At 74.8% G+C, this 17,096-nt stretch carries 15 protein-coding genes and 1 riboswitch; of the genes, 3 read left to right on the plus strand and 12 right to left on the minus strand.

All coding sequences use genetic code 11. The features are described from left to right. Positions 1 to 50: 50 nt before the first annotated feature. Complete coding sequence (locus H7K62_RS02920) at positions 51 to 479, minus strand: hypothetical protein (protein ID WP_186716110.1); 429 nt, start codon at positions 477 to 479, stop codon at positions 51 to 53. 77 nt (positions 480 to 556) lie between these two features. Between H7K62_RS02920 and H7K62_RS02925 the strand changes: the two genes are divergently transcribed. Further along, positions 557 to 1,288 (plus strand): ANTAR domain-containing protein, encoded by a 732-nt coding sequence (locus H7K62_RS02925; RefSeq protein WP_222436909.1) that lies wholly within the window; start codon positions 557 to 559, stop codon positions 1,286 to 1,288. A gap of 72 nt (positions 1,289 to 1,360) precedes the next feature. After that, positions 1,361 to 2,122: a class I SAM-dependent methyltransferase gene (locus H7K62_RS02930; protein WP_186716112.1), complete on the plus strand. Its 762-nt coding sequence runs from the start codon at positions 1,361 to 1,363 to the stop codon at positions 2,120 to 2,122. 3 nt (positions 2,123 to 2,125) lie between these two features. Here H7K62_RS02930 and eat read toward each other — a convergent pair whose 3' ends face one another. From eat to H7K62_RS02975, 9 genes are all read right to left on the minus strand, one after another. Beyond that, positions 2,126 to 3,535, minus strand: coding sequence for an ethanolamine permease (eat, locus tag H7K62_RS02935; protein WP_186716114.1), 1,410 nt, complete (start codon positions 3,533 to 3,535; stop codon positions 2,126 to 2,128). Positions 3,536 to 3,692: 157 nt separating this feature from the next. Next, the gene (locus H7K62_RS02940; RefSeq protein ID WP_370591578.1) at positions 3,693 to 5,105 is read right to left on the minus strand and encodes an L-serine ammonia-lyase; all 1,413 of its coding nucleotides are present in this window, start codon (positions 5,103 to 5,105) and stop codon (positions 3,693 to 3,695) included. 60 nt (positions 5,106 to 5,165) lie between these two features. Next, on the minus strand, positions 5,166 to 5,540 hold the full coding sequence (gene gcvH / locus H7K62_RS02945) for a glycine cleavage system protein GcvH (RefSeq protein ID WP_186716116.1): 375 nt from the start codon (positions 5,538 to 5,540) through the stop codon (positions 5,166 to 5,168). 29 nt (positions 5,541 to 5,569) lie between these two features. Beyond that, on the minus strand, positions 5,570 to 6,673 hold the full coding sequence (gene gcvT, locus H7K62_RS02950) for a glycine cleavage system aminomethyltransferase GcvT (RefSeq protein ID WP_186716118.1): 1,104 nt from the start codon (positions 6,671 to 6,673) through the stop codon (positions 5,570 to 5,572). 56 nt (positions 6,674 to 6,729) lie between these two features. Next, the gene (locus tag H7K62_RS02955) at positions 6,730 to 7,446 is read right to left on the minus strand and encodes a gamma-glutamyl-gamma-aminobutyrate hydrolase family protein (RefSeq protein ID WP_222436910.1); all 717 of its coding nucleotides are present in this window, start codon (positions 7,444 to 7,446) and stop codon (positions 6,730 to 6,732) included. Between the two features lies 1 nt (position 7,447). Then, positions 7,448 to 8,227, minus strand: coding sequence for a 3-oxoacyl-ACP reductase (locus tag H7K62_RS02960; RefSeq protein ID WP_186716120.1), 780 nt, complete (start codon positions 8,225 to 8,227; stop codon positions 7,448 to 7,450). Between the two features lie 49 nt (positions 8,228 to 8,276). Then, entirely contained in the window at positions 8,277 to 9,665 is a 1,389-nt protein-coding gene (locus H7K62_RS02965; RefSeq protein ID WP_370591579.1) for an aldehyde dehydrogenase family protein, read from the minus strand. Positions 9,666 to 9,732: 67 nt separating this feature from the next. Then, positions 9,733 to 11,106: a glutamine synthetase family protein gene (locus tag H7K62_RS02970; RefSeq protein WP_370591580.1), complete on the minus strand. Its 1,374-nt coding sequence runs from the start codon at positions 11,104 to 11,106 to the stop codon at positions 9,733 to 9,735. 45 nt (positions 11,107 to 11,151) lie between these two features. Further along, the gene (locus tag H7K62_RS02975) at positions 11,152 to 11,910 is read right to left on the minus strand and encodes a FadR/GntR family transcriptional regulator (RefSeq protein ID WP_222436911.1); all 759 of its coding nucleotides are present in this window, start codon (positions 11,908 to 11,910) and stop codon (positions 11,152 to 11,154) included. 189 nt (positions 11,911 to 12,099) lie between these two features. Beyond that, positions 12,100 to 12,202: riboswitch (glycine riboswitch) on the plus strand. Between the two features lie 68 nt (positions 12,203 to 12,270). Here H7K62_RS02975 and gcvP point away from each other — a divergent pair. Continuing rightward, the gene (gene gcvP / locus H7K62_RS02980) at positions 12,271 to 15,183 is read left to right on the plus strand and encodes an aminomethyl-transferring glycine dehydrogenase (protein WP_186716122.1); all 2,913 of its coding nucleotides are present in this window, start codon (positions 12,271 to 12,273) and stop codon (positions 15,181 to 15,183) included. Between the two features lie 103 nt (positions 15,184 to 15,286). Here the strand turns inward: gcvP and H7K62_RS02985 are convergent, their stop codons facing one another. Further along, positions 15,287 to 16,057, minus strand: a complete 771-nt coding sequence (locus H7K62_RS02985) for a phosphatase PAP2 family protein (protein ID WP_186716124.1) — start codon at positions 16,055 to 16,057, stop codon at positions 15,287 to 15,289. Further along, a complete protein-coding gene (locus H7K62_RS02990; protein WP_186716126.1) occupies positions 16,050 to 17,069 on the minus strand; it encodes an ATP-binding protein in 1,020 nt (339 codons plus the stop codon). The genes H7K62_RS02985 and H7K62_RS02990 overlap by 8 nt, the downstream gene beginning before the upstream one ends. Positions 17,070 to 17,096 lie beyond the last annotated feature (27 nt).

Genomic DNA, 17,096 nt, shown 5'->3' on the forward strand with positions numbered 1-17,096 from the left:
GCCTGCGCAGCGTCATCACCCGCTGACCCGCCGCTCGGCGGCGGGGCGCCTCAGGCGGCGCGGGTGCTGGCGCCGCGGTGGTGCACCACCGCCGCGATTCGGGCGGCGGCGCGCGCCGCGAGGACGGCGCGCTCGGCGACGGCGGCCTCCCGGACCGTCCGCTCGTGCGCGGCGAGGCCGCTCGCCACCGCGTCGCGCAGGCCGGCGGCGTCGTCGTGGCGCCCCAGCGCCTCGAGGAGGTCTGCCGCGCCCGGCTCGGTGCCGCTGCGCGCGGCGGCGCACGCGGCGACGTCGCGCAGGTCGAGCAGCAGGTGGTCGGCCGCCGCCGCGCCCAGGGCCCACACGCGGACCACCAGCGCCCGGGCGGCAGCCGGGTCGGCGGCGGTCTGGACGAGCTCCTCGCACGCCGCCCGCAGGGCGTCGACATCGGGCCCGATCTCCGCCGTCGTGGGGTGGGGCGGTGCCGGGACGGTGCTCATGCCTGTCCTATCGGCAGGGGCTGTAGCGGTCCGCTGATCCAGAGGTGCTGTCCGCCTGCGGCTGCGAGGCTGGGGCCGTGGGTGCAGGCGGGAGCTCCGGAGCGCCACCCGGCCCGCAGGGCGAGGGGGGTGGCCTGGCCCGGCGCCTGGCGGACCTGGCGCGGGCCATGCACGCCGATCCGACCTCGCAGGGCGTGCTCGACCGCGTGGTGCGGTCAGCCGTCGCGCTGGTCCCGCGCGCCCAGCACGGCAGCATCTCCCTGGTGAGGGGCCGCCGCACCGTCACGACCGCCGCGGCCACCAGCGCGGTCGGCCGCCGCCTCGACGAGCTGCAGACCGAGCTCGGCCAGGGTCCCTGCCTCGACGCCGCCTTCGAGCACCAGACCACCCGCGTCGCCGACCTCGCCGCGGAGGACCGGAGGTGGCCGGCGCTGGCCGCCCGGGCCTCCGAGCTGGGCGCTGCCAGCGCGCTGTGCCTGCAGCTGTACGTGGACGGCGACAACCTCGGCGCGCTCAACCTGCTCGCCGAGCGGCCGGCGGCCTTCGACGACGACGCGGAGGACGTCGGGCTGCTGCTGGCCGCGCACGCGGCGGTGGCCGTGGCGAACGCCCGGAAGCTGGAGAACCTCAGCCGGGGCCTGGCGCACCGCGACGTCATCGGCCAGGCCAAGGGCATCCTCATGGAGCGCCACCGGCTCAGCGCGGACCAGGCGTTCGAGCTGCTGGCGCGCTACAGCCAGCACACGCACCGCAAGCTGCACGACATCGCCGCCGAGCTCGCGAGCACTGGCGAGATCCCCCAGCGCTGAGACCGCAGCCCCGCGGCGGGAGCCGGCCGAAACCCGTGGACGGTGGCCGTCCCGACGTGGGGGGATGGACCGGTGGCCCCCGACGCGCACGACGAGCACCCGCGGCTGGTGGGCGTCTACGACGCCCTCGACCCCGACCGCAGCGACCTCCAGCCCTACCTGGACCTGGCCGCGGCGACGGGCGCGCGGACCGCGCTGGACGTGGGCTGCGGCACCGGGGTCCTGGCGCTCCTGCTCGCCGAGCGCGGGCTGGGCGTGACTGGGCTCGACCCGGCAGCAGGGTCGCTGGACGTGGCCCGGGCCAAGGCGGGAGCCGAGCGGGTCCGGTGGGTGCTGGGCGACGCCCGGGCCCTGGCGGGGCTGGTGCCCCCCGTCGTCGTCGACCTCGTGACCATGACCGGGAACGCCGCCCAGGCGGTGGTGGACGACGACGACTGGGCCGTCCTGCTGGGCGCCGCCCGCGAGGCGCTCGTGCCCGGCGGGCTCTTCGCCGTCGAGACGCGCGTGCCGCAGGCCCGCGCGTGGGAGGGCTGGACCCGCGAGGCCACCGAGCGCACGTCCCACCTGCCCGGCGTCGGGGAGGTCCGCACCTGGACCGCGGTGGACGAGGTCAGCGGTCCGCCGTCCTCGCCCACCGTGGTGTTCACCCAGTCGTTCGCCTTCGCCGCGGACGGCGCGCTGCTCACCTCGCGGTCGGTGCTCCGCTTCCGCAGCCGCGAGGAGGTCGTGGCGGCGCTGCGAGCGGCCGGCTTCGAGGACGTGGAGGTCCGCGACGCTCCCGACCGGCCCGGGCTGGAGCTGGTCCTCCTGGCCCGGCGGCCGCTCGGGGCGTGAGCGTCAGCCCAGGTCCTTCTCCGCCTCGGCCAGGGCGGCGAACTCCTCGTCCGGGGAGTTCGCGACCAGGCGCTTGCGGCTGTACAGCGCGAAGTAGGCCATGAAGGCGAGGAAGGCCCCCAGGCACCACAGCGCCGCGGTGCTGTCCACGAGGAAGGTCGCGACCACCGCGAGGACGGCGACGACGAGGGCGAACCCGGTGGTGACGACGCCGCCGGGCGTCCGGTACGGCCGGGGCATGTCGGGCTCGCGCACCCGCAGCACGACGTGGCTGACCATCATGAGCACGTAGCTGAGCGCCGCTCCGAAGACCGCCATGTTGAGCAGCAGCGCCCCCTCCCCGGTCATCGACAGCACGAACCCGATGACCCCGGGGACGACGAGAGCCAGCGTGGGCGTCTTGCGGCGGTTGGTGACGGACAGCCCGCGCGGCAGGTAGCCCGCCCGGGAGAGCGCGAACAGCTGGCGCGAGTACGCGTAGATGATGGAGAAGAAGCTGGCGACCAGGCCCGCGAGGCCGATGTAGTTGACCACCGTGGCGGCCGCCGAGCCTCCCAGCGCCTCCACCAGGGGGTTGCCGGACGTGGACATGGCCTGGGCCCCGCCGGCGCCGGTGACGAGCACCAGCGTGACCGCGCACGTGGCCAGCAGCACGAGCATCGCCACGATGATGCCGCGGGGCACGTTGCGGGCGGGGTCCTTGGTCTCCTCCGCGGCGAGGGGGACGCCCTCGACGGCGAGGAAGAACCAGATCGCGAACGGGATGGCGGCCCAGATGCCCAGGTATCCGTGGGGCAGCAGCTCCGACGCCCCGGCGGCCGACGTCGGGGTGATGTCGGTGAGGTTGGCGGCGTCGAAGCGCGGGAGCGCCGCGAGGGCGAAGACCACCAGGCCCACCACCGCCACCGCGGTGACGACGAACATGACCTTGAGCGCCTCGCCCACCCCGACGAGGTGGATGCCCACGAAGAGGGCGTAGACGGCGAGGTACACCCACCAGCCGTCGGTGATGCCGAAGAGCCCCAGCGACTGCACGTAGGCGCCGATGAAGGTGGCGATGGCCGCGGGGGCGATGGCGTACTCGATGAGGATCGCCGTGCCGGTGGCGAACCCGCCCCACGGGCCGAGGGCGCGCCGGGCGAAGGTGTAGCCACCGCCCGCGGTGGGCAGCGCCGAGCTCAGCTCGGCCATCCCCAGCACGAGCGCCAGGTACATCCCGGCGACCACGACGGTGGCGACGACGAGGCCGCCGAAGCCGCCCTGCTCGAGCCCGAAGTTCCACCCCGAGTAGTCACCGGAGATGACGTAGCTGACGCCCAGCCCCGCCAGCAGCAGCCAGCCGGCGCTACCGGTGCGCAGCTGGCGCCTGGCCAGGTAGTCGTCGCTCTCCAGGTGGTCCGAAACATGTGACACGCCTAGACTCCTTCGGCTGGGTGTGCGGGATCACGGGAACCGTAGAACCTGGTCTGACCTGGTTCTACGGGTGATAACAAAAAGGTGTGAAGTCAGGCCACAACGAGACGTACCGGGGCGCGGGGCAACTGCCCGGAGGCCGGCCCGGCACCCCGGCTCAGCACTCGACGACGTTCACGGCGAGACCGCCGCGCGAGGTCTCCTTGTACTTGACGTGCATGTCGCGGCCGGTGTCGCGCATGGTCTTGATCGCCTTGTCGAGGCTCACGGTGTGCACGCCGTCGCCACCCAGCGCCAGCCGGGCGGCGTTGACGGCCTTGACCGACGCGATGGCGTTGCGCTCGATGCACGGGATCTGCACGAGCCCTCCCACCGGGTCGCAGGTCAGGCCCAGGTGGTGCTCCACCCCGATCTCCGCGGCGTTCTCCACCTGTTGCGGCGTGCCGCCGAGCACCTCGCACAGGGCGGCGGCTGCCATGGCGCTGGCCGACCCGACCTCCCCCTGGCACCCCATCTCGGCCCCCGAGATGGAGGCACCGTGCTTGATGAGGATGCCGATGGCGGCCGCGGTCAGCAGGAAGCGCACCACGGCGTCGTCGACCTGCTCGGCCGACCTGCCGGCGGGACCGGCCACGAAGCGGACGTAGTAGTGCAGGACGGCGGGGACCACGCCGGCAGCGCCGTTGGTGGGGGCGGTGACCACCCGCCCGCCCGCGGCGTTCTGCTCGTTCACCGCGAGCGCGTAGAGGTTCACCCAGTCCATGACGTGGAGCGGGTCGGCGGCACCCGCCCCGGAGCTGAGCGAGCGGTGCAGCGCGGGCGCGCGCCGACGGACCTTCAAGCCGCCGGGCAGCACGCCGTCGGTGGAGCAGCCGGTGACCACGCACTCCTGCATCACCGCCCAGATCCGCAGCAGCCCCTCGCGGACGTCGGCCTCGCTGCGCCAGGCGCGCTCGTTGGCCAGCATGACGTCGCTGACGGACCCGCCGACCGCCTCGCAGGCGGCGAGCAGCTCGGCCCCGGTGCGGAACGGGTGCGGCACGGCGGTGGCGTCCTCCACCACGCGCTCGGCTCCGACGGCCCCCTCGTCCACGACGAAGCCGCCGCCGACGGAGTAGTACGTCCGCTCGGTGAGCACGACCTGCTCACCGTCCGGCTCACCGTCCGGGTTGCCGAAGGCGGTGAAGACCATGCCGTTGGGGTGGGCGGGCAGGGCCTTGCGGCGGTGCATGACGAGGTCGTCGGGCCCGAAGGGGACCTCGTGGCCGCCGGCGACCCCCAGGCGCCCCTGGGCGCGCACCTGCTCGACGCGGGCAGGGGCACCGTCGACGTCCACGGTGGCCGGGTCCTCCCCCATCAGCCCGAGCAGCACCGCCGCCTCCGAGCCGTGGCCGTGGCCCGTGGCGCCCAGCGAGCCGAACAGCTGCACGCGCAGGCGGGCGACCCCACCGAGGAGGCCGTCGCGCTGCAGGCCCTCCACGAACAGGCGGGCGGCCCGCATCGGGCCCACGGTGTGCGACGACGACGGGCCGATGCCGATCGAGTACATGTCGAACGCGCTCAGAGCCACGGTCCCTCCAGGTCCATCAGGGTGCGGGCTGCTGTCAGCCGGGGTGCGGTGACGACGGGCTCACCCCTCCTCCGTGAGCTGCCGGTAGGCGGTGGCGTCGAGCAGCTCCGGCTCACCGCTGACGCGGACGGTGAACAGCCACCCGGCGCCGAACGGGTCGTCGTTGACGAGTCCGCTGTTGTCCAGCACCTCCCGGTTCACCTCCAAGACCTCCCCGTCGGCCGGCGAGCACAGGTCGCTCACGGACTTCGTCGACTCCAGCTCTCCGCACGTGGAGCCGGCGGTGAGCCGCTCGCCCACCTCCGGGAGCTGCACGTAGACGACGTCGCCGAGTGCGCCGGCCGCGTAGGCGGTGATCCCCACGCGGGCGACGCCGTCCTGGAGGTCGAGCCACTCGTGCTGGTCGGTGTAGCTGAGGTGGTCGGGAACGGTCATGGGGGTCTCCTGCGGGCAGCGAGCGGTGGTCAGTGCTGGGAACGGGTGTAGAACGGGAGCTGGACGACGACGGCGGGCTCGCGCGTCCCGCGGACGTCGATCTCCAGGGCGGTGCCAGGGTCCGACAGGCCCCCGGGCACGTAGGCCATCGCCACCGGGTGGCCCAGGGTCGGGGACGGCGAGCCGCTGGTCACGGTGCCCACCGCGGTCCCGGTCTCCGGGTCGAGCACCTGCTGGCCGGCCCGGGGTGAGCGCTTGCCGGAGGTGGTCAGCCCCACGAGGACCTCGGCGGGGCCGTCGTCCCGGCGCCGCCGCAGGGCCTCCTCCCCGACGAAGCCGTCGGGCTTGCCGAAGACCACCACGCGGCCCAGGCCCGCCTCGAACGGCGTGGTGGAGCGCGTCAGCTCGTGCCCGTACAGGGGCATGCCGGCCTCGAGGCGCAGGGTGTCCCGGCAGGAGAGTCCCGCGGGCACCAGTCCCACCGGCTCCCCCGCGGCCGTCGCCGCTCGCCAGACGTCCTCGGCGGCGTCCGGGCGGCAGTACACCTCGAAACCGTCCTCGCCGGTGTACCCGGTGCGGGCCAGCAGCACCTCGTGGCCGGCCGCGCGGGCCCGGGCGATCGAGTAGTACTTCAGGGACGCCACGTCGGCGTCGCTGACGGCGGCGACCACCTCGGCCGCACGCGGACCCTGCACCGCCACCAGCGCCCACTCCGTGGACGCGTCGTGCACGGCGGCGTCGAAGCCCTGCGCGCGGGCGGTGAGCTCCGCCGCCACCTCGTCGCTGTTCGAGGCGTTGGCGACGACGAGGTAGGAGTCCTCGGCGAGCCGGTAGACGACCAGGTCGTCGATGGTGCCGCCGTCCTGCGCGCAGATCATCGAGTAGCGCGCCCCCCCGACCCGGATCGCGGACGGCCGCCCGACCAGCGCGCGGTCCAGGGCCCGGGCCGCCTCGGGGCCGCGCACCTCGACCTCGCCCATGTGGCTGAGGTCGAACAGCCCCGCGGCGGTGCGGACGGCGTGGTGCTCCGCCGTCTCCGAGCCGTAGCGGACCGGCATGGCCCAGCCGGCGAAGTCGACGAGCTTGGCGCCGAGCTCGCGGTGCAGCTCGGCGAGGGGGGTCTGCTTCGACATCGTGGGTTCCTCACTGTCGGGACGGGCGGGCGTGGGTGGCGCGCTGGCGCCGCCGGTCAGCCCGGGTGGGCGGCTGCCGCGACGAGCCCGCGGAACAGGCCCGCGTCGGCCACCACCTCGGGGTGCCACTGCACGCCGAGGTGAAACCGGCCGCTCTCGCGGCGCTCGATGGCCTCCAGGGTGCCGTCCGGGGCCCAGCCGACCGCCGCGTACCCCGGGTGGGAGCGCACCGCCTGGTGGTGGTGGCAGCGGACCTCCACCCGGGGGCCCACCAGCTCCTCGAGCTGGCTGCCGGGGCCGGTGCTGACCTCCACCACGCCGAAGCCGTCCCCGCCCGGGTCGTGGCCGTCGTGCTCCACGACGTCGGGCAGGTGCTGCTCCAGGGCGCCGCCGGCGTGCACGGCCATCACCTGCATGCCGCGGCAGACGCCCAGCACCGGCAGCGAGCGCTCCTCGGCGGCGTCCAGCAGCGCCATCTCCCAGGCGTCGCGGTCCGCCCGGGGGCGGCCGGTCCGCGGGTGGGGCTCCTGCCCGTACGCCGCCGGGGCCACGTCGGCGCCGCCAGCGATGACGAGGGCGTCGAGCCGGGCCACCACCTCCCGGGCCGCCTCCGCGTGGGGCTCCACCGGCGGCAGGAGCACCGGCAGGCCACCGGCGGCGCGGACGGCCTCGGCGTAGCTGCTGGGCAGCAGGTCGGCCTTCTGGTCCCACACCCCCCAGGAGGCCTGCTCCCGGTAGGTGCTGATGCCCACCAGCGGGCGCGCGGGGGCCACCTCAGACCGGCGTCACGTAGGCGGCGGAGATGCCGCCGTCGACGAGGAAGGTGGAGGCGGTGATGAAGCTCGCGTCGTCGGAGGCGAGGAAGAGGACGGCGCTCGCCAGCTCCTCCGGCTCGGCGAAGCGGCCCATGGGCACGTGCACGAGGCGGCGGGCGGCGCGCTCGGCGTCCTTGGCGAACAGCTCCTTGAGCAGCGGCGTGTTCACCGGGCCGGGGCACAGGGCGTTGACGCGCACGCCCTCCCGGGCGAACTGCACGCCCAGCTCGCGGGTCATGCTCAGCACGCCGCCCTTGGACGCGGAGTAGGAGATCTGGCTCGTGGCCGCCCCCATCACCGCCACGAACGAGGCGGTGTTGATGATCGAGCCGCTCTTCTGCTCGATCATGTACGGCAGCGCCGCCTTGCAGCACAGGTACACGCTGGTGAGGTTCACCTCCTGCACGCGCCGCCAGGCGTCGAGCTCGGTGGTGAGGATGGAGTCGTCGTCGGGCGGGCTGATGCCCGCGTTGTTGAACGCGACGTCCACCGAGCCGAAGCGGTCCTTGGCGGTGGCGAAGAGCGCGTCCACCTGGTCCTTGTCGGTCACGTCGACGTGCACGTAGGCCGCCGTGGCGTCGCCGCCGAGCTCGGCGACGACCGCGGGGCCGCGCACGTCGTCGATGTCGCCGATGACGACCCTCGCGCCCTCGGAGGCGAAGCGGCGCACGGTCGCCAGGCCGATGCCCGAGCACCCACCGGTGACGACGGCGACCTTGCCGTCAAGACGTCCTGCCATGGTCCTGGTCCTCTCGATCTGCTGCTGGGGCGGGGTGGGAGCGGTGCGGTCAGTCGGTGCTGATGAAGACGTTCTTCTCCTCGGTGAACGCCTCGGGCGCGTCCGGCCCGAGCTCGCGGCCCAGGCCGGACTGCTTGTAGCCGCCGAAGGGCGTCCAGTAGCGGACCGAGGAGTGGGAGTTGACGGAGAGGTTGCCGGCCTCCACGCCACGGGCCACGCGCAGCGCCCTGCCGACGTCCCGGGTGAAGATCGACCCGGACAGCCCGTACTCGGAGTCGTTGGCCTTGGCGACGGCGTCGGCCTCGTCGTCGAACGGCATCACCGCGACCACCGGGCCGAAGACCTCCTCGCGCCACACGGGCGCGCGGGTGTCGTCGGTGAGCACCACGGTCGGAGGCATCCAGAAGCCCGGCAGGTCGGGCGCGGAGCCGGTGAAGGCGACGTCGGCGCCGTCCACGTAGCGCTGCACCGCGTCGCGCTGCCGGGCGGAGATGAGCGGGCCCATCTCCGCCTCGGGGTCCAGGCCCGGGTGCGCCACGCGCAGCCCCTTGACCGCGGACTCGAACAGGCCCAGGAAGCGCTCGTGCACCGAGCGCTCCACGAGGATCCGGGACCGGGCGCAGCAGTCCTGCCCGGCGTTGTCGAACACCGCGTAGGGCGCGGTGGCTGCGGCCCGCTCGAGGTCGGAGTCGGCGAAGACGATGTTGGCGCTCTTGCCGCCCAACTCCAGCGTCACCGGCTTGACCTGGTCGGCGCAGCCGGCCATGACCCGCTTGCCCACCCCGGTGGACCCGGTGAAGACGACCTTGCGCACCTGCGGGTGGGTGACGAAGCGCTCGCCGACCACCGAGCCCGCCCCCGGCAGCACCGTGAAGACGCCCTCGGGCAGGCCCGCCTCGCGGCCCAGCTCGGCGAGCCGCACGGCGGTCAGCGGGGTGAGCTCGGCGGGCTTGAGCACCACGGTGCAGCCGGCGGCGAGCGCCGGGGCGAAGCCCCACGCCGCGATCGGCATGGGGAAGTTCCAGGGGACGATGATCCCCACCACGCCCACCGGCTCGCGGAAGGTCACGTCCACGCCGCCGGGCACGGGGATCTGGCGGCCGAACAGCCGCTCGGGAGCCGCCGCGTAGTAGTCCAGGCAGTCGCGGACGTTGCCGGCCTCCCAGCGCGCGTTGCCCAGCGTGTGGCCGCTGTTGCGCACCTCCAGCGCCGCCAGCTCCTCCACGTGGTCGTCCACGAGCCGGGCGAACCCGCGCAGCAGGCGGGCCCGGTCCGCGGGGGTCACGTCACGCCAGGCGGGGAAGGCCGCGGCCGCCGCGGCGATCGCGGCGTCGGTCTCCTCCAGCGAGGCGAGGTGCACGTCGGTGACGGGCTCGGCCGTGGCCGGGTCCAGGACCGTGTGCGTGGTCTTGGCGGGGGTGCTCACAGGGGTCGTCACTGGGGTCTCCACGGGGTGGTGGCGGGAGGGGGAGCGGGGACGGCGGAGGGGCTGGCCAGGAGCCCGCTCACATGCGCTCGAAGCTGCGCCGGCGCTCCCAGTCGGTCACCGCGGACTCGAACGCCGTGAGCTCGACGTCAGCGGCGTTGGTGTAGTGGTCGACGACGGCGTCGCCGAAGGCCGCACGCGCCACCGCGGAGGACGCGAAGGCGTCCCGGGCCTCGCGCAGCGTGCGGGGGACCCTCGGCTTCCCGGAGGCGTACGCGTTGCCCGCGGTGGGGGCCTCGAGCTCGAGGCCCTGCTCGACGCCGTGCAGGCCACCGGCCAGCATGGCGGCGAGCGCCAGGTAGGGGTTGACGTCGCCGCCGGGCACGCGGTTCTCCATCCGGGCGCCGGCGCCGCGGCCCACCAGCCGCACGGCGCAGGTGCGGTTGTCCTCGCCCCAGGCGATGGCGGTGGGGGCGAAGGACCCGTCGGCGAACCGCTTGTAGGAGTTGACGTTGGGCGCGTAGAGCAGCGTGAAGTCGCGCAGGGTGGCCAGGACGCCGGCCACGAAGGAGTCGTAGAGCGCGGTGCGCCGCCCGCCGTGGGCGCCGTCCCCGGCCTCCCAGAAGACGGTGCTGCCGTCGGTGCCGCGCAGCGACAGGTGCACGTGGCAGGAGTTGCCCTCCCGCGCGTCGTACTTGGCCATGAAGGTGAGCGCCTTGCCGTGCTGGGCGGCGACCTCCTTGGCCACCGTCTTGTAGACGGCGTGGTTGTCAGCGGTGACGACGACGTCGTTGAAGAGGAAGCCGATCTCGTGCTGGCCGAGGTTGCACTCGCCCTTGGCGCACTCGACGTCGAGCCCCGCCCCGTAGACCGTGTTGCGGATGTCGCGCAGGAGCGGCTCCACGCGGGAGGTGCCCAGCACCGAGTAGTCGATGTTGTACTGGTTGGCCGGGGTGAGACCGCGGTAGTCGGCGCGGTGGGCGGCCTCGTAGGTGTCGTCGAAGAGGATGAACTCCAGCTCGGTGCCGGCCAGCGCCCGGTAGCCGAGGTCCGCGGCCCGCTGGACCTGCTGGGACAGGATGCTGCGCGGGCTCTGCTCGACCGGGCGGCCGTCGGGCCAGGCCAGGTCGCACTGGACCATCGCGGTGGCGGGCAGGTGGGGCAGCAGGCGGATCGTGTCGGTGTCGAGCACGAACTCCATGTCGCCGTAGCCGCGCTCCCAGGAGGTGATGGCGTAGCCGTCGACGGTGTTCATGTCGATGTCCACCCCGAGCAGGTAGTTGCACCCCTCGGTGCCGTGACCCAGCACGTGGTCGCGGAAGTAGGCGGCGTGGAACCGCTTGCCCTGCAGGCGCCCCTGCATGTCGGTGAAGGCGACGACGACGGTGTCGATCTCGCCGGAGGCGATGCGCGACGTGAGGTCGTCGACGCTGAGGTGCCGGTCGTTGCGCACAGACGTCTCCCTTGACGTGGGGGGGGTGGGCGGAGCGGGGGCGGGTCAGAACAGCAGGCCGCGCAGGAGCGCGGCGGTGTCGTCGCAGTGCGCCTCCATGAGGCGGCGGGCCCGGGAGCCCTCGCCGTCGAGGACGGCGGCGCAGATGCCGGCGTGCTGGGCGTCGGAGTGGTCGATGTTGGTGCCGAGCACCGGGATGGCGCTGAGCATCTCGTGCACCCCGGCCTGGACCGAGGTCACCGCCTCCACCACGGACGGGGAGCCGGTGATGGCGGCGATCGTCAGGTGGAAGCGCGAGTCGGCCTGCCGGTGGGCGGCCGGTGCGCTCGCGGCGGCGACGGCCTCGTGGGCCTGCACCAGCCGCTGGCGCTGGGTCTGGGTGAGGTCCCGGCTGGCGGCGAGCTCCGCCGCGCCGGGCTCGACGATGCGGCGGAAGTCGAGCACGTCCAGCCAGGCGCTGCGGCGCGCGGCCACCTGGGCGGGGGCGCCCCGGCGGGGGACGGTCGGACGCAGCCGCACCACGGTCCCTCCGCCCCGGCCGCGCTTGGTCTCGACCACGCCAGCGGTCCGCAGGGCGGCGATGGCCTCCCGCAGGGTGGCGCGCGAGACGCCCATCCGCTCCGCGAGCTCGCGCTCGGCGGGCAGGACGGTGTCCCGGGGGTAGACCCCGAGGCGGATGGCGGTGCCCAGCTGCTCGACGCACGCCTCGAAGGCGTGCTGGCCGCGCACGGGGCGCAGCACGACGGCGCCGAGGTCGGTGCCGTCCTCCGGCGCCGACCCCGCGACGTCGCCACCGGTGGTCACGAGGAGGAGTCTGCACACGCCGTCCCCCGTCGTCAATGGCCTGGCTTCAAACCATTTTAGGCGGGGTCCGGCAGGCTCGTGGCCTGCGGTGACGACCCCTCCGACCCGCCCTCGGACCTGGACCTCCGCACGATCTCGGCCGAGGAACTTCCCACGACGCCCACCGCGGGCTACCGTGGTCGGAGCCGTTCATCCCGCGCGGGAGAGCCCTGACAGCGACACGTCGCCGAGCAGGGCGCCGAAGGGGCAACCCTCCCCGGAACCTCTCAGGCACAAGGACCGCGTGGGCGAGGCGACTCAGGAGCTCACCGGCGGGCGACTGAGGGGGAGGCACCGCTGCGCAGCACCCGGGAGCCCCTCGTGTCCGACCACTCCACCCTCGCCGAGCTCGGTGAGGACGCCTTCCTCGCCCGCCACGTCGGGCCCGACGCCGACCAGGTGGCCGCGATGCTCGCCGTCGTCGGCCACGGCTCGCTGGCCGAGCTCATGGACGCGGCCGTGCCCGCCGGCATCCGCACGTCCGGCCCGCTGGACCTCTTCGAGGCGCGCACGGAGCGCCAGGTGGCGACCGAGCTGGCCGAGCTGGCCGGCCGCAACCGCCCGCTCGAGCCGATGATCGGCCTGGGCTACCACGGCACCACCACGCCGCCGGTCATCCGCCGCAACGTGCTGGAGAACCCGTCCTGGTACACGGCGTACACGCCCTACCAGCCGGAGATCTCCCAGGGCCGCCTCGAGGCGCTGCTGAACTTCCAGACCCTGGTGTGCGACCTCACCGGCCTGCCGGTGGCGGGAGCCTCGCTGCTCGACGAGGGCACCGCCGCCGCCGAGGCGATGACGCTGGTGCGGCGCGCCGACAAGGGCGCCACCGGGCCGTTCGTCGTCGACGTCGACGTGCTGCCGCAGACGGTCGAGGTGGTCCGCACCCGCGCCGCCGCGATGGGCGTCGAGGTGGTCGTGACCGACCTGTCCTCCGGGCTCGCCGCCGCGGACGGGGTGCCCGAGCGCGTCTCCGGCGTGCTGGTGCAGTACCCGGGCACCTCCGGGCGCGTCCCCGCGCTGCGGGGCCTGGCCGAGCAGGTGCGCGAGCGCGGCGGGCGGCTCGTGGTGGCCGCTGACGTGCTGGCCCTGACCCTGCTGGAGGCCCCGGGGGCCCTGGGTGCCGACGTGGTGGTGGGCAGCACGCAGCGCTTCGGCGTGCCGCTGTTCTACGGCGGCCCGCACGCCGCGTACATGGCGGTGGCGAAGGGCCTGGAGCGCAACCTGCCCGGCCGCCTGGTGGGCGTCTCGGTCGACGCGACCGGGCAGCGCGCCTACCGCCTGGCGCTGCAGACCCGCGAGCAGCACATCCGCCGGGACCGCGCCACCAGCAACATCTGCACCGCCCAGGTGCTGCTCGCCGTGGTGGCGTCGATGTACGCCGTCCACCACGGCCCCGACGGGCTGCGGGCGATCGCGCAGCGCACCCACCGCACCGCCGCCGTGCTGGCCGCTGCCCTGCGCGAGGGCGGCGTCGAGGTGGTGCACGAGCGCTTCTTCGACACCGTCCTGGCCCGCGTCCCCGGACGCGCGGCGCAGGTGGTGGCGGCGGCGCGCGAGGCGGGGGTGCACCTGCGCCTGGCCGACGCCGACCACGTGGGCGTCTCCTGCTCCGAGCGCACCGACCTGGAGGTGGTCGGCCGGGTGCTGGGCGCCTTCGGCCTGGACGCCTCCGCGGTCGGCGAGCGGGCCCTGGCCGACCTCGACGTGCGCACCCCCGACGCGCTGCCGCGCGACCTGCTGCGCACCACGCCGTACCTGGAGCACCCGGTGTTCCACCAGCACCGCTCCGAGACGGCGCTGCTGCGCTACCTGCACCGCCTGTCGCGGCGCGACTACGCCCTCGACCGCGGCATGATCCCGCTCGGCTCGTGCACCATGAAGCTCAACGCCACCGCCGAGATGGAGCCCATCAGCCTGCCGGGCTTCGCCGACCTGCACCCCTTCGCCCCCGCGGAGGACGCCGAGGGCTACCGCGTGCTGGTGGAGCGCCTCGAGGCGTGGCTGGCCGAGGTCACCGGGTACGACAGCGTCTCGGTGCAGCCGAACGCCGGCTCCCAGGGCGAGCTGGCCGGACTGGTGGCGATCCGCAGCTACCACCGCTCCCGCGGTGACGAGCGCCGCGACGTCTGCCTCATCCCCAGCTCGGCGCACGGCACCAACGCGGCCTCCGCCGTCATGGCGGGCATGCGGGTGGTGGTGGTCGCCTCGGCGCCCGACGGCTCCGTGGACCTGGACGACCTGCGCGCCCAGTGCCAGGCGCACCGCGACGACCTCGCCGCGATCATGGTGACGTACCCCTCCACCCACGGCGTCTACGAGCCCGGCATCACCGAGGTGTGCTCGCTGGTGCACGAGGCGGGCGGTCAGGTCTACGTGGACGGCGCCAACTTCAACGCCCTCCTCGGGTACGCCAAGCCCGGGGAGTTCGGCGGTGACGTGTCCCACCTCAACCTGCACAAGACCTTCTGCATCCCCCACGGCGGCGGCGGGCCCGGCGTGGGCCCGGTGGCCGTGCGCGCGCACCTCGCGCCGTTCCTGCCCACCCACGCCGCGCACCCCGACCCCGCCCGCCGCTCGGCGGCCGGGGGGACCGGCGCCATCGCCGCCGCGCCGCACGGCTCGGCGGGCATCCTGCCCATCTCGTACGCCTACCTGCGGCTCATGGGCGGGGCCGGCCTGGCGCAGGCCACGGCCACCGCGGTGCTGTCGGCCAACTACGTGGCGGCGCGCCTGCGCGAGGCCTACCCGGTGCTCTACACCGGCGACGGCGGGCTCGTGGCCCACGAGTGCATCCTCGACCTGCGCCCGCTCACCAAGGCCACCGGCGTGACCGTGGACGACGTGGCCAAGCGCCTCATCGACTACGGCTTCCACGCCCCCACCACGAGCTTCCCGGTGGCCGGGACCCTCATGGTGGAGCCCACCGAGAGCGAGGACCTGCCCGAGGTCGACAGGTTCGTCGAGGCGATGCTCGCCATCCGCGCCGAGGCGCAGCGGGTGGCCGACGGCGAGTGGGAGCTGGCCGCCTCTCCGCTGCGCGGGGCGCCGCACACCGCCGAGCGGGCGCTGTCGGGCGAGCTGCCCTACAGCGCGCAGCTGGCGGCGTTCCCCGCCGGCCCCGACCCTGACAAGTACTGGCCGCCGGTCGGCCGCATCGACGGCAGCTTCGGCGACCGCAACCTGGTCTGCTCGTGCCCGCCGGTGGAGGCCTTCGAGGGCGCCGGCGCCTGACCCGCTCCGACGCGGCGCCCCCGCCCCGTCCCTGCTCGCACTGCCAGCGGCACGTGCGAGGAGGGGCGGGGCGGCGGGGGGACGACGACGAGCGGGGCGGCCGTCAGCCGGGCTCGGAGACGAGGTCGACGCGGTCCGCGTCCGCGGCGCGCTCGCGCGCCGGCTGGCGCGCGACCAGCGCCCGCCACGAGAGCGCGGCCAGCCCGCCGCCGGCCACCACGTCGAGCAGCCAGTGGTTGCCGGTGGCCAGCACGACGACCGCGGTGACGGCCGGGTAGGCCAGCACCAGCAGGCGCAGCCAGCGGCGCCGCACCACCAGCACCAGCGCGAGGGAGCTCCACAGGGCCCACCCGACGTGCATCGACGGCATCGCCGCGAGCTGGTCCACGCCGCTGGTGCCGATCGGCGGGGACGCGGACCACCACCCCGTGCCCGCGGTGTCCGAGACCACGTCGACGTACCCCGGCAGCAGCCGGGGCGGGGCGGTGGGCAGGAGGAAGTACCCCACCAGGGCCGCGGCGGTGGTGGCGAAGAACGCGTTGCGCACCGCCCGGTAGCGCTCGGGCAGCCGCCAGTACGCCAGCGCGAGCACCGCGGGCGTGACCGTGTAGTGCAGCGCGGAGTACCAGGCGGAGGAGAGCACCGACAGCAGCGGTGAGGCCGCGGTCGCCCGGTCGAGCAGCAGCTCGGGCGCCAGGCCCACCGACTGCTCCAGCGCCAGCAGCGTCCGGGCGTGGGCGTAGGCCCCGGAGACGTCGTCCCCCGCGAGGCGCTGGACCGACTCGTAGGCCAGCAGGAAGGCGACCACCAGCAGCGCCTCGACCCACAGCGCGGGTCGTCGGCCCCGCCGGGCGGCGCGGGGCGGCTCAGTCACGGGTCGCAGCGATGACCTCGTCGAGGTAGGCGCGGCGCACTGCGCGCTGCAGGGGGGAGGGCCGGGAGACGCTGAGCAGCGTCCCGTCGAGCTCGGTCAGCCGCTCGGCGGCCTCCACGGCGTCCCGGTAGGCCTGCGCCCGCTCCGCCGTGCCGGGCGGCAGCTGGAGCACCACGGCCACCCGCTCCTCCCCGGCCGCGACGGCGCGGCTCACCTGGTGGCGCACCTGCCGCCGCACGTCGTCGAAGTCCCGCGCCGCCCGGTCGAGGCGGCGGGCGACCTCCAGGCCCGCGGCCGAGACCCTCGCGGGGTCCCCCGCGCTCGGCTCGGCAGCGTCGGCAGCGTCGGCAGCGTCGGCACCGTCGGCACCGTCGGCACGGGCCAGGAGCACCAGCTGCAGCTCGCGCAGGACGTCGTCCATGTGCTCCTTGGTCGACAGCAGGTCGGCGGCGTCGATGAGCGGCAGCACCACCTCCCGCGTGGAGCCGGCGGCGGGCCCCGGGACCACCAGCTCCCGGGAGGGGTCGTCGGAGCCGACCTCGTCGCTCCAGGCGGCGAGCAGCTGCTCCACGCTGAGGTCCGCCACGTCGGGGACGGGGTCGCTGGCGGGGTGCTCGTCGATCTCGAACCAGACGCTCTTGCCCGCCCCCCGGGATGGCCCGGCCCCCCACCGGGCCACGAGCCGCTCCACCAGCGCGAGGCCCCGGCCGCTCATCGCGGAGGCGCTGGGGGCCACCAGCACGGGCATGGTGGTCGACGCGTCGCGGACGCTGACGCGCACCCCCGCGTCGATCCGCTGGACGACGACGTCGAAGGCGCTGCGGGCGTGCAGGACGGCGTTCGACGCCAGCTCCGAGACCACGAGGCCGGCGTCGTCGGCGACCGGTGCGAGCCCGCTGGAGGAGAGCACGTCCACGACGAAGCGCCGCGCGGCGCGGACCGAGGCCACCTCCGGCGGGTACGACGTGGTGGCCAGCGAGCTGCGCACCGCCGGCAGGTCTTGCGTGGACACCGCTCGCCCGTCCACAGGTCTCCGCTC

The sequence above is a fragment of the Quadrisphaera sp. RL12-1S genome (assembly GCF_014270065.1).
Classification (GTDB): Bacteria; Actinomycetota; Actinomycetes; order Actinomycetales; family Quadrisphaeraceae; genus Quadrisphaera.

Excerpts from the sequence above, each read along its gene's own strand:
- gcvH (WP_186716116.1), bottom strand. The coding sequence starts at position 5,540 with ATGACCGTTCCCGACCACCTCAGCTACACCGACCAGCACGAGTGGCTC.
- H7K62_RS02920 (WP_186716110.1), bottom strand. The coding sequence starts at position 479 with ATGAGCACCGTCCCGGCACCGCCCCACCCCACGACGGCGGAGATCGGG.
- gcvT (WP_186716118.1), bottom strand. The coding sequence starts at position 6,673 with ATGTCGAAGCAGACCCCCCTCGCCGAGCTGCACCGCGAGCTCGGCGCC.
- H7K62_RS02960 (WP_186716120.1), bottom strand. The coding sequence starts at position 8,227 with ATGGCAGGACGTCTTGACGGCAAGGTCGCCGTCGTCACCGGTGGGTGC.